At 66.7% G+C, this 12253-nt stretch carries 9 protein-coding genes and 2 pseudogenes; 3 read left to right on the top strand and 8 right to left on the bottom strand.

Annotated elements, in window-relative coordinates; genetic code table 11:
• Positions 1–11: 11 nt before the first annotated feature.
• On the bottom strand, positions 12–206 hold the full coding sequence (locus ACFYXB_RS27860) for a DUF397 domain-containing protein (RefSeq protein WP_389586967.1): 195 nt from the start codon (positions 204–206) through the stop codon (positions 12–14).
• Positions 203–802, bottom strand: coding sequence for a DUF5753 domain-containing protein (locus ACFYXB_RS27855; RefSeq protein WP_389586966.1), 600 nt, complete (start codon positions 800–802; stop codon positions 203–205). The genes ACFYXB_RS27860 and ACFYXB_RS27855 overlap by 4 nt, the downstream gene beginning before the upstream one ends.
• 397 nt (positions 803–1199) lie before the next feature.
• Here ACFYXB_RS27855 and ACFYXB_RS27850 point away from each other — a divergent pair, with 397 nt between their 5' ends.
• Positions 1200–1667: an ATP-binding protein gene (locus tag ACFYXB_RS27850; protein WP_389586964.1), complete on the top strand. Its 468-nt coding sequence runs from the start codon at positions 1200–1202 to the stop codon at positions 1665–1667.
• Between the two features lie 245 nt (positions 1668–1912).
• Here ACFYXB_RS27850 and ACFYXB_RS27845 read toward each other — a convergent pair whose 3' ends face one another.
• Both ACFYXB_RS27845 and ACFYXB_RS27840 read right to left on the bottom strand, forming a co-directional pair.
• Positions 1913–2104: a hypothetical protein gene (locus ACFYXB_RS27845; RefSeq protein ID WP_389586962.1), complete on the bottom strand. Its 192-nt coding sequence runs from the start codon at positions 2102–2104 to the stop codon at positions 1913–1915.
• 1206 nt (positions 2105–3310) lie between these two features.
• Positions 3311–3466, bottom strand: a pseudogene (locus ACFYXB_RS27840) (site-specific integrase); the annotation flags it as partial.
• A 142-nt stretch (positions 3467–3608) separates the two neighbouring features.
• On the opposite strand from ACFYXB_RS27840, the gene ACFYXB_RS27835 reads away from it, so the two are divergent.
• Positions 3609–4568 (top strand): helix-turn-helix domain-containing protein, encoded by a 960-nt coding sequence (locus ACFYXB_RS27835; protein WP_389586960.1) that lies wholly within the window; start codon positions 3609–3611, stop codon positions 4566–4568.
• Between the two features lie 184 nt (positions 4569–4752).
• Here the strand turns inward: ACFYXB_RS27835 and ACFYXB_RS27830 are convergent, their stop codons facing one another.
• From ACFYXB_RS27830 to ACFYXB_RS27815, 4 genes and pseudogenes are all read right to left on the bottom strand, one after another.
• Positions 4753–4848 (bottom strand): hypothetical protein, encoded by a 96-nt coding sequence (locus tag ACFYXB_RS27830; RefSeq protein ID WP_389586958.1) that lies wholly within the window; start codon positions 4846–4848, stop codon positions 4753–4755.
• A gap of 166 nt (positions 4849–5014) precedes the next feature.
• Complete coding sequence (locus ACFYXB_RS27825) at positions 5015–6301, bottom strand: ISAs1 family transposase (protein WP_389586956.1); 1287 nt, start codon at positions 6299–6301, stop codon at positions 5015–5017.
• Between the two features lie 642 nt (positions 6302–6943).
• Entirely contained in the window at positions 6944–10900 is a 3957-nt protein-coding gene (locus ACFYXB_RS27820; RefSeq protein WP_389586955.1) for a S8 family serine peptidase, read from the bottom strand.
• A gap of 543 nt (positions 10901–11443) precedes the next feature.
• Positions 11444–12157: pseudogene (locus ACFYXB_RS27815) on the bottom strand (ISAzo13 family transposase); the annotation flags it as partial.
• Here ACFYXB_RS27815 and ACFYXB_RS27810 point away from each other — a divergent pair.
• On the top strand, positions 12071–12253 hold a 183-nt coding region (locus tag ACFYXB_RS27810), incomplete at its 3' end, for a hypothetical protein (protein WP_389586953.1). The pseudogene ACFYXB_RS27815 and the gene ACFYXB_RS27810 overlap by 87 nt on opposite strands.

Raw genomic sequence — 12253 nt, 5'->3', positions numbered from 1 at the left:
CGCGTTATGCATCAGAGTCCTGCCGCGAAGTCCACGAACGCGGCCCACTCCGAGCTCCGGAAGGCGAGGGGGTCGCGGGCGGGATCCTTGGAGTCGCGAACGTGGATGGTGCCGGGCGTTGCAGCGACCTCGAGGCATTCGCCGCCCTCGTTACCGCTGTAGGTGCTCTTGAACCAGGCGAGGCACGCGCATTCCGCGGTGTTCATCGATCCCCCAGCAAATCCTCCATCAGGTCCAAGGACTCCCTTGGCGTGAGCGCCTGGGCCCTGATGCTGCCGTACCGTGCGGCCAGGATACGTACTTCCTCGGCGTCCGTGATCAGTCGGCTGCTGTTCTGCGCCTCGGTGTATCCCACCTGCGTCTTCCCCCTGAGGGTGAGGAGGACGAACGCGCCACCCATTCCGGCATGCTCCACCCGCTCCGTCGGCATCACCTGAAGCTCCACGTTGCGCAGTCGACCGAGCTTGATCAGCTGCTCCAACTGCCCCTTGTGGACATCCAGACCACCGATGGGTCGTCGCAGTACCACTTCCTCGATGACTGCCGTCACCATGGGAAAAGGCCAACGCGTCAGGATCTCCTGCCGGTCCATCCGGGAGGCCACCCGCTGCTCGATGATGTCCTCGCTCAGAAGCGGCTTACGCATCTCATAGAGGGCACGGGTCCGACGCTGGGTCTGCAGCAGGCCGGGAACATCATGGTTGTTGTAGAAGTTGATCTCAACCGTGTCCCGCTCCAACCGCGCGTAATCTCTGAACCAAGCCGGATGCCTCACCCTCGCTCGCGCCTTGGCCTTCTCCACGTCCTCGATCGTGGCCGTCAACAACCCGCCAGCAACGAGCAGTTCATCCGCCGCCTCCAGGAACTCCCGCTGCGGAGTCCGCCTCCCCCGCTCCAGCGACGAGACCAGACCCTCGCTGTAGCCAAGCCGGTCCCCCAGCTCCTTCTGCGTGAGCCCGGCCCGTCCCGAAGTACCTTGACCTGCTTGCCAATCGCACGGTTCAGGTCGCTGGACTGCTCACCCTCGTCGTACGTCTCCTGCGGCTCCGTCACCGTCATCGCAACACCCGCCCTGCCGTCCAGGCCCCACCAGGTCACGGCCGACACCCCGTACAGGACACCGTCCGTACCGGTACACACACTCTGCGTACCGAAGGATTCCCTGGTCAGAGTAGAGCGAGGCGGCCACGCTCAGTGACATGAAGTCAGAAATCTCCACCCGGCACTTCAGTCAACTCCTCAGCGCCACGCCTCGCGGCGCCCGCCTGGCGCGGCTGCTGGCTGTGCAGCAACTCGACGAGTGGGGATGGCCGCCCATCTGCGAGGTGAGCGAGTCCGCGGCGCTGGTCGTCGCCGAGTTGGCGGCGAACGCTGTTGCGCACGGGCGCGTGAAGGGGCGCGGGTTCCGGCTCACGCTCACTGTCGGGGACTCGGACACGCTCCGTATCGAAGTGGCCGATCCACGAGGCGACCGCCGGCCCCTGGCCCGTCGTACCGCGAGTCCCACCGACGAGACGGGGCGCGGGCTGCTCCTCGTCGACGCCCTGACTGCCCGGTGGGGCTCTGAGCCATGGCCGCCGTCCGGCAAGATCGTGTGGGCGGAGATCGGTCTTCCCCGCCCTGTACTCACTGCCTCCGCACGGGAAAAGGCCCCGACCAGGCCATAAGACCTGTTCAGAGCCCAGAAGGCAGACGAGTCGGGCTGTACGCCGGGGACAGTCACGAGATTTGAGAAGATGGCCTCTGAGCTGCGCGAATGCTCCGCATGACCAAAAGCCGTGCACATCGCGTGCACACCCACCAGAACCGGGGTTGTCTCGGCGTGGATGTGAGCTATCGGCCTGGTAATCACGGTACTGCTACCTCCTTCAGTTCTCGGCGAATGCTGTCTTTGCCTTCGGCGGTGCTTGAACTACTCGTTTGGTACCGACGGGGCTGAGCCGCGTCGTATCCGCTCGGCCCGTGGCACGAGGGCACCCTCCGGGAGGCCAGGCGGGGCCGGGATGCCGTACAGCTCCTCGAAGGAGGCCGGGGCGTTCTCCCAATCCACCTCCAGGGCGAAGCCGTACGTGTCCAGCGTCTCGGCGAGCGTGCCGTGGCGCATGCGGGCCTGCACGCTGCGCGGCGGAACACCAGAGGCAATCAAGGCCCGCGCACGGCGCGGGCGCGCGCCGCCTCTGCGGCGCGGCCTGCCTCCTGTCTCCGCCCCGGCTGCCCGCGTCCGGCGGCGCGCCACGTGCAGCAGGCAAGACGAGAATGCCCGCACAGCCCGGACGGTCAGCACGGCGGCATCGCCGGGCGGTCTACGTGGCACGAGCGCAGCCGTCTGCGGCCATGGCCATAGTGCTGTCAAGCCAGGCTGGCTGCGGAGGGGTGGCGTCCGGGCCGGGCGACGTCGCCGAGCCGAAAGGCCGGCGGGGGACGAGCGCCGTACCGCCGCCGTCACGGATGCGACAGTGTGAGCGGACCACCGCCGAGAGATGGGCTGAGGGGGTGCCGGCTGCTGCCGCGCTGTGGCTGAGCCCGTCGTGGGCGCTCCGCTGGGTACACCGCCGTGGAGGCTGCAGGATCGTCGCGGCGACCGCTGTTCCCGGCCACTGTCATCTGGGTCGATTGCTGTGGTCGGCAACATGGACGCCGTCCGCCGCATCGGTGATGATCTTCCTCGACGTAAGGCGGGCGTTCGGCCATATTGGGACTACACGCCTGCAATACACCTGCGAACATACCGCTTTATGTCTTCATGCCTGTGCTGTTCGTGGGCAGTGAACGTGCCGCAGGCTGATTCATTCAGTGACAACGCCTCCTGACTTTCCTTGCCGTGGAGGCCTGGCATGTTGCATGGCTACGCTTGTCCGCCAGCACCGCGGGGAGAAGCAAAACTCGCTCCTGCTCCGCTGTGGCAGGGGCCGGGGACGTGGACGTCTCAAAGACGAGACGGTCGACGTCCGTACGGGCCACGGGTCGACCGTCCACGAGAACCGTGGGGAAGGTGAGCGCCGGCATCGCCGACGTCGTCACCAGGCGGCGGGGCCGCGGCGGGGCCGGTTACGAGCCGGGCCTTGGTTGTCGCAAATCGAACGAGCATTAAAGGGAAGTCGTCCTTGCAATTCCAGCAGAGCTTTTCCGGCGAACACCATCATGCTGAGCGGGTTGTAACGGCACGGCCCGGAGTGGACCTGGCTGGGCGCTCGGCCGAGTTGGAACTGATGGATCCGCTGTTCGTCACACCTGATCGGAGCGGCCCTGGCCTTCTGCTGCGCGGCGCCCCGGGGGGTGGGAAAGAGCGCGCTGCTGGATGCCGCTGCGATACGGGCCGCACATCCTCGCTCGGCCGGTTCTTGAGCCCGCGATCATCATGGGTCTCCCCCGAGTCAGTCCACTGCTTGCCAACCGACGGACGAGTCCGGTGAAGCAGCGCAGACCCCCAGCCCGTCTCGGGGAGAACAAGATCAGTCTCCGTCAGGCTAGTGGGCTTACCAAAGGATCTGTGACGCAACCTCGCCAAGAGACGGATAATTGCCAGTTGGCGAAGGGCTGCCAGACTGAGTGGCGGCGATCCACGCCCGCAGGCACTTGAACCTCGACGACCAGGGTTGGTAGACAGCTTGTTTGAAGCTCTTGGGCTCTCGCCCGCCGACAGCACCGTGTACGTGGCGGTGGTCAACCACCCCAAAGCTGACATTGATCAACTGGCTGAGGCGACCGGACTGTCACAATGCCAGACCAGGAGAGCCCTTGCGAACCTCTCCGGAGAGGGGATGGTCAGCAGGCTCCCTGGGCGCCCGATAAAATTTCTCGCCGCTCCCCCCGATGCTGCAGTCGGCAGCCGGATCGCGGCCATCGAATCGGATCTCTGGAAAGCACGAGAAGCCGCACAAAATCTTATGGAGGCCCACAGGGCTGCCTCCCGCTACATTCTCCCCGACCAGTCCCTCGAAGTTCTTTTGGGTCAAGACAGCGTAACTCAACGAGTCATGCAGATCCAGAACAACTCTCGGCATCAGGTTCGAGTATTCGACAAACCACCGTACGCCATTCCTCCCGGTCACAACCTGGAAAGCGAGCGTCGGCGCCTTCGCGAAGGAATCCGCTATCGAGTCATCTACACAAGAGAGGCCATTTCCTGGCCGGGGCGACTGCAGTCCGACGTGCTCCAATCGGTGCGCCAAGGCGAATTGGCCCGAGTGAGGCCGTACTTGCCCGTGAAAATGTTCCTCGCCGACGAACGTTTGGCGGTCATATCTATCAGTTCCAGCAAACATGTTATTGATGCCGCATATATCGTTCATCCCTCATCCTTGCTTGATGCACTAATTACACTCTTTGAGGATGAGTGGGAGCGCGGAACGCCGGTCTGCTCCAATGAGTCTGAGGAATCGCATCATGACGAAGCTAGGGCATTGCTCGCACTTCTCAACTCCGGACTCACCGACGAAGGGATTGCACGTTCGCTCGGCTGGTCCGCTCGAACCACGCAACGCCGCATTCGCGCATTGATGGAAGAACTGGGGGTCAACACTCGGTTCCAGTTGGGCCGCAGCGCCCACGCCCGCGGTTGGCTCTAGTACTCCAGTAGCGCTTCGCTATTTCGCTGGTCAGATGCGTGATTGTGAGTGTAGCCAGCTGACGGTCCCTCGGATGGACATTCGCGCGGACCGCCAGCCGATCGAGCGGTTTATCCTGTGCGCCTCGGCGGGCTTTGGCAGGCTTCAGCCCCGTCCCGCCCACGAGTCTCGCCGTTAGCTTCTGTCAGACCAGCAGGCAGCCGACCGCCGGGAACAGGCACATCGCGAGCATGAAGTAGACCCCGACCCATGAAGGCGGGGCCCGCGGCCAGCGCTGCACACTCCTCGCCTCTTCCAGGACCGCGTCGACCAGATCGAACGCCAGGACCTAGGCAGCTCGCCCAGATGGCCGGGAGCGAAACGGCCCCCGGCCACCGTGAAGTCGCGGGGGACGGTCGTCAGACCAGGGCCCCGGCGTTCGGTCCGGGTGTCCGGGTTCGTGGTGATCATGTGAGTCCGTAGAGGTTGAGGACACGGTGCCGGTCGGCGTGAGCACGCCTGGCGGAGGCGATGTTGACGTAGCCGGCAAGGGTGAGCGCGCCGCGGATCAGGTCCCGCAAGGCGGCAAGGACAGCGGGGGTGTTGCGGGTGCGGATCTGGGAGAGATCTTCTCCGAAGACAACATCACGGACCCAGTGGACGGTGTTCTCCACGGTCCAGTGCCCGCGTGCCTGGGAGGCGATCTCGGCCGCGGTGGCCTGCTCGACGGGCAGGTCGGTGATCGCGTACACGGTCTCGGTGCGCCACCGTTTCATGCCGGCCGTGCGGCGTTTGCGCTGGATGCGCAGGACCTGGCGGGCATGCGGGAAGAGCAGGTTGTTGACGGTGACGACCTGGACGTGGCGCTGTTCACGGCGGCCGTGGCCGGCGCTGTTGTCACGGTGGATGACGGGGATGGCCTTCCAGGGCAGATTCTGCAGCTGCTGGGCGAGCTTCTTCCGGTTGGCCTTGATGGTGAACAGGTAGTGGGCGCTGCGCTGTTCGACGAGGTAGGTGGCATGGGCGCGCTGGGCGTGCAGGGCGTCCACGGTGATCACGTCGTCCTTGAGGTCGGCATCGTCGATCTGGTCCAGCATGGGCTGGAACTCGGGGATTTCGTTGGTCTTCGCGCCGATCTCACGGGAGGCCAGGGTGATGCCGTCGCCGTGCCGGACGGCGGACAACACGAAGACGCGGCTGCCGTCCGGTTGCCGGGCGCCACGCAGGCACTTGCCGTCCACCGCCACCGCCCGTCGCCGGGCTGCGGGCGCTTGGGCGGCCTGCTCGGCTTGGCGGTGAGCACGGCGTTGTTCCCGCTCGATCAGTCCATCGGGCGTGCGCCTGGTGGGTGCTTGTCGTGCGGCGTTTTCCAACGACGGGCGCAGGTAGGCGAAGCCGGCCGCGCTGACCTGGGCCGGATCGAGCAGGCCCAGCACGCGGCGGAGCGTCTTCTCGCTCGGGACGCGGAAACCATCGAGCAGCAGGTCGTAGGGCAAGCCGAAGGCGGCCAGTTCCGGGGCAGTGGCGTGCTGGCACCCCTCCGCCACGTCCGTGAGCGAGTCGTTCCCGGCCGGTGTCATCGCGCAGATCGACAAGGCCAGCAAGGACGGCAGAGTGAACCGCCTGCCCTGCCGTGCGCGGGGCTCAGGAACCCGCGCCAACTCGGCGAACAAGTCCCGCACTTCATCCGAGCTTCGGGGCGGGGTCGGGACACGGGACGGAACAGTGATGGGGGATGATGGTGGAACGAACACGGCAACCTTGCAGATCCTGAGGCGTAGACACCTTCATGATCCACAAGGGCCGTGTTCGTCTGCATTCGGGGGACGCCGCCGTCACCGAAGCTGTCGCAGCGGGCGCTGCGCGAGGTGCACGGCGGCACTGACACCCACCCCACTGATACCAAACCGGCACATCGCAGTTCACGCCTCCGGGGCAGCGGGTGCCACGGAGGGCGGCGGCCCGCAGCGGCTTCGTCAGGTGGAGGTCAACCCCGACGAGCTGTCCCGTGAAGCCGAGTCGCGACCTCTTTCATGGGAAACGAGGGGACTCATACTGTGGAGTAGGGGCTCCGTCGGCTCCGAACCAGGCTGCGAGGTAGGTGACTTGGCGGGGGCATGGACGAACTCGGGTGTTTCAAGAGCAGTGTGCGGCGCACGAACCTGAATCGAAGAGACTGACCGTCGTGACGACGACGCTCGGGGACGACCTCATGCTGCCCTGCGCGATTTCGAGCAGCTCTGCAATGGGCACCGCCCGCGTCAGGGCATCGCGAATGCCCACCTGCCGGCGCCGATCGTCATGATGGGGCACGGATGGGGCGGGGAGCGGTTGACCGCTCCCCGCCCCGCTGTCAGCCGATGGCCCGCGGGCCGTCGGTCATGTCATTGCCTTCGTCAGTAGGAGAATTGCTGGATCTGGGCGTCATACGGCCCGAAGGTCCATCCCGTACGTGTTGCCGGGTCCAGCTGCACGAGGCGCGGCATGTACTGCAGCAGATCGCTCGACGCTGCTGCCGCCTGACTGAAGCCGGACAAAGTCCGTACCGGCTGACCGGTCGTGAGATCGGTGACCTGCATCTGGGCGGTAGCGTTGTTGTCCGCGATCCATCCCTGCTGATGGCCGCTGGGGATCCCCTCCGGCAGGTCGAAACCGGCCACCGCGAGATGGTTCGTGCTGTCGATCGCCAGTGAGTTGGCCGTACCGGTCCGGATGGGGATCTGCCTGCTGGTCTGGTCGTCACCGACGATCGTGGTGAGGGTGCTGGTGGGCGCGATCGCGCGATTCGCCGAGCGTGCGGTCAGTCCATACAGGGTGCCGGCGCTGTCGGAGGCGAGATCTTGGGTGCACCGGGAGGCGGACCCCGCACTCGTCACGGTCCCGGTGCCCAGATCCACCCGGGGCACGTCTGCATTCCCGGTGCAGCCGCCGGCGGTGCGAGTCGACATCAGGCTGACATCACCGGTGGTGGAATCGATGTCGATCAATTGCCACGGGAACAGTCCGGCCGCGTCCGGCAGCGGGATCAGTGATGCGCCGGTCCCGGTGGACAGATCGATGGGCAGCAGTGCGCCAGCGCCCTGTGTCGAGCCCCTGAGTAGCACGGCGGCCCGGTTCCGGGCGGGGTCGACCTTTCCGGTCACAAACGTGTAGCCGGTGGGCACCGTCACATCGCTGACCAGGGTGTCCGTGGCGGTGTTCCAGGTCTCCAGCGACACACCGCCGCCGTCCCAGGCATCCTCCTGGTGGACGAGCAGGGCGTGGTGCGTGGCGGGTATCACGCCGAGCACGCCGTAGACCGAGTTGGGGGCGTCGCTGGTCAGGAGAGTGCCGTAGGTGCCGGTGGTGGGGTCGTAGTGCCGTACCACCGACCCTCCCGATGGCATGCGCAGGGCGGCCAGGGAGTCCGTGCCGGCAATGGCGAAGCTGGTCACGGTGCTGTCGTCGGGTGCGAGTCCGTCATCGACCTGCAGCATGGACGTCGGCGAGGCCTGGCCGAGGACGCGGCCCCGGCTGTCGAGGGCGAGCACTCGTACGTTGTAGAACTCGGAGGTTCTCAGGCCGAGTTTCAGCGCGTCGAGGCGTACTGTGCCAGAGGTGGCGGGCAGCTTGTGATGGGCGGCGGAGGGGGTGTCCACGCCGTCATCGTCCAGCTTCGTCCCGTTGGCGTTGGTGAAGGTGTTGAATCCGCTGAGCGCCGGAGCGGGTGCGGAGAACTCCACCTGTGCCGACGCCGCTCCGGGCACGTCGCGCACGTCGTAGCCCAGGCTGAAGGCAGGCTTGGCACGGTTGACCTCGGAGCTGTGTCCCGCCGGCCCGCTCGCGCCGGTGATCAGCGGTGCGGCCGGGCGGTCGGCCGCGGAGCTGCCCTTGATCCGGATCGGGGCGAACTCTCCGTAGGTGTTGAGGGAGGGAAGGCTCGGGTTGTTCGTGATCTGGGAGATGCCGATGCCGTAGATCCCGCCACCCCCGTCGAACGCGCTCGCGGGAATGGTGACGGTCCCGGTAGTGGCCTTCAGATCCTGGTGCCACGCGGCGGTGAAGGTGGGTGCGAGGAGCGGGTTCCAGTGGCCCACGGTCGAGAGCACGAGCTGGGGGTTGCTGAGGTTGGTGACGCCGGTCAGGTCGTAGTGCACCGTGACCGCCTGGCCTGCCGAGACGACGGCCGGGGCTCGGGGTGCGGTGGCCTCGAGGTAGCGGCCGTCGCTGGGTCCGATGGCCAAGGTGCGGTGCACGCCGGCCCGCACCCGTCCGTGGAGCAGGACGCGGTAGTCGAGCTGGATGGTGCGATCCCGGGTGGAGACCACGAGCAGGTGTGCCGCGGCGAGCAGTTGCTTCGGCGTCACCCGAATCGCCGGATGGTTGGACCGCCACACCGTGGAGCCGACGGTGAGCGTGTACTGCGCCCCCGCTCCGCTCGGCACTCCTGTGACATCGCCGGCGAAAGTGACCGGGCCGACCAGGCCCTCACCGTTGCCACCGGAGGCCATGTCGCCGAGATCGATGCGGTTCTGGTAGGTCCCCTCCGTGAAGCGGCCGCCGAGTGCGCCGAACGTGACCCGGTGTGCGACCGCAAGCCGGACGATGGCAGGGCCGGCAGAGCTGCCGCTCTTGCTTCCCAGGGCCTTCTCGGTAGCGGCGGTGACGTCGATCTGCGGTCCCACATGCAGGGGCCGGTCGATCTGCGCCGGGCTGGAGACCGGGCGTGCGGTGCTCTCCAACAGGGTACGGACCTGCGCGGGTGTCAGGTGGTGTCCGGCCAGGCGGGAGGCCTGCAGCACCACCGCGGCCGCCGCCGCGATCTCCGGCGCGGACGCCGACGTGCCTCCGCTGAGGACGACGTTGACGTCCGAGGGGCCCCCGGCCGGGGTGCCGAGCGTCGCAACGGGGTGTTCGAAGGAGATGATGTTGTCGCTGGGAGCGGACAGGTCGACGCGACTGCCGAAACCAGACGAGAATACCCCAAATCCGCTGATGCGGGTCTCGGCGACGGTGCCGTTGGCGGACCGGCCGGCCGGGGCGGCGAGCGTGTCGTCCAACGTGGTGCCGCCGGCAGCGATGGCGCCCGAGTCGAGGACCTTCGTGGGCGTCGTGGACATCGCGTCGTCGTCGATGGACGTGGCCTCGGCGGCGTCGCGGGCGGTGTCCGTGGGTGTGCTTCCGCCGTCCGGGCCGACCGCCGCTCTGGTGTACATGCGGGTGCCGTCGTTGGAGGAGATCGACACCACGATGCCGTACTGGTGGACGATGTACTCGACGACGTTGTGGATGACCGGGTCATCCTCGAAGTAGCGCCCCGGGAAACCCACCGCATCGGTGCCGACGCCGAGGCTGGCGGTGATGACGTTCGGCCGGGGCGACTGGTTGGCCGCTGCCAGCAAAGCGCCCGCTATCTGGTCGGTCGTCGGCCGCTGGGGAACCACGAGCCGGTACTTGGCTCCTGGGGCTATACCCAGCAAGTCCGTGTAACCGCTGCCGGTCCGGCCGGGACGCTGACGGTCGTGCGGCAGCGGGGCCATCACCCCGAAGTCCAGCATGACCTCGCCCAGACTGGCGTCCTCGTTCTCCACGGTCGCGGTACCGCTCAAGCTGCCGTTCTCGTCGGCAACGTAAGTGGGAATCAGCGGCATCGACGGCAGATCGAGGTAGCGCTGTCCATTCCGCAGCACCGTGGTGGCCCCGGCGCCCTGCGCGTAATGGTCGCTGTCGTTCGCCATCGACTCGTCGATCAGGTCGCCGAGCGACACATTGGTGATGATCTCGCCGGCTCCAGGCATCTGCCCGAACTTGCGCTTCAGGGTGGAGAAGGCGCCCACCGCGTTGACCCCGCCGGCGTTGAGCAGCGACTGGGCGGAATAGGCCAGATCGTAATTGGTCGGTATCGCACCCGTCGACGCTGAAGGGGTCTTGGCTGCCGCCGTAGCGGCAGCGGCAGCGGCTCGCACCGCCCTCAAAGACAGCGGCTGCGCCCCTGTGTTCATCGTGTTCACATAGCGATTCGGTTCAGCGAAGGCGACTCCGGACGTTCCCTCGAGGGTGCGGGCGACCGCCGCCGAATCCCGGTCCTTCATGTGGACCACGTACGCCCGGGGCACGCCGGAGACGCCGGATCGCAGGCGCGGCGTGGCGGACGAGGAGGCGGACGCCTGCGGCAGCGAGGGCAGGGCCGGCAGCAGCGATGTGGCGCCCGCCGCGTGCAGCGCCTTGTTCAGCGCGACGTTGCTGGTCTGGGGAACGCGGGCCGCCATCCGGTTACCTGCCAGCGCACCTCCGGTCACCGAGGTGTTCGCGTCCAAGGTCAGCAGAACCTGGCCCGGAACCACCCCCTGCCGCTGCTTCGGCAGATGTGACACTGATGAGCTGCTGCCAAGCGGCGTCTTGACGGCCGGCGACTGGCCGGAATCAGTGGCCGCAGAGCCGGATCCGGGGGATCTCAAGGGCATCGCGGCCGCGGGTATCGCTACGGCCGCAGTGATGGCCACAAGCGCGACACCGACGGCACCAAGCCGTCTACCGCGCGTATGGGCATACGTCATGGGACACCTTTCTCAAGGAGCGGATCCGCGAGCACGGATCCACACCGGAAGGCGCTGCCCGCTCGAACGTGCTGAGGACAGCGCCAGCTTGAACGTGAAAGATGTCAACCGCGACCAACGAAACACAAGATTACGAGGCTGGCGAATCTCTGCCCTGTGGCCGGAAGCTGCCACAGAAATTGGCAGGAGGTATGGAATTTGGCGTGCTCGGGCTTGCGGAAGAAACAGAACACGTCTACGTGGCACTGGTCCGGCAGCTTCGCTGTCCTCACCCTCTACGGCCTCACATGATCACCATGAACCGGGACATCCGGACCGAACGCCGGGGCCCTGGGGGCTGTCGAAAAATAACTCCTCGGTTTACTGATCGTGTGGGGTGTGGCCGGCGATCGCGGCGAGTTGGTCTGCGGAGGTCACGGTGAGGCCGCCCGTGGGGACGGTGTGGCCGAGTGCGGCGAAGACGGGGATGGCGTCGCGGAGGGTGGCGCCGACTCTGCCTTTGGACAGGCCGGTCGCCTCGGCGAGCGGTGCCTGCGTCATGGACCAGCGCTTCTTGAGGAGGAAGACGAGGACGTGGTCGGCTACGGATAGCCGTCGGGTGCCGGCGCCGGGGCCGCCGTCGGGACGTTTCCCCGGGAGCAGGACGGGCGGGTGCTGGGTGCAGTAGTCGCGGTAGCGGGTGACGAGGTCGTCGAAGGCCGGGGGTTCCAGCCCGGTGAGGCTGGGGTGTCGCAGCCAGGTGGGGAGTTTGTCACCGGCGGGGAAGCGTCCGAACTCGGCGGGCCGGGCCGGGGGCGGCGGGGCGAGGGGTTCGGGCCGCAGGGTGTAGTTCCAGGTGCCGTGCCAGTCGTGCGGGGTGAGGGGGAGACGTTCCATGACGTCATCGGGGACGGTGATACCAGTGGGGTAGGAGCCGGGATCGAGTTCGGCGTAGACGGTCAGTCCGGTCCGGGTGCGAGTCGCGCCGATAGTACTGACCACGACTTCGTGGCTGGTCAGGGGCCTGCCACGCCAGTTGATGCTGATCTGGGAGAAGAGTCGGTGCTCGATCTTGTTCCATTTCGACGTTCCCGGCCAATGCCGTTGCTTGAGTCAGTGAAGTACTGCCGGGTGCAAGGTGATGACCTTCGCCGTGGTCTTGCGGGTGGGCTGACGGACCTGGCCTTTTGC

It is taken from the genome of Streptomyces sp. NPDC002619, from assembly GCF_042889305.1.
Lineage (GTDB): Bacteria > Actinomycetota > Actinomycetes > Streptomycetales > Streptomycetaceae > Streptomyces.
The sequence above is the reverse complement of the archived record's forward strand: the minus strand, read 5'-3'. Positions and strand labels throughout refer to the sequence as shown.

Coding starts and splice junctions, on each gene's coding strand:
- ACFYXB_RS27860 (WP_389586967.1), bottom strand. CDS start 206: ATGAACACCGCGGAATGCGCGTGCCTCGCCTGGTTCAAGAGCACCTAC.
- ACFYXB_RS27850 (WP_389586964.1), top strand. CDS start 1,200: ATGAAGTCAGAAATCTCCACCCGGCACTTCAGTCAACTCCTCAGCGCC.
- ACFYXB_RS27845 (WP_389586962.1), bottom strand. CDS start 2,104: ATGCGCCACGGCACGCTCGCCGAGACGCTGGACACGTACGGCTTCGCC.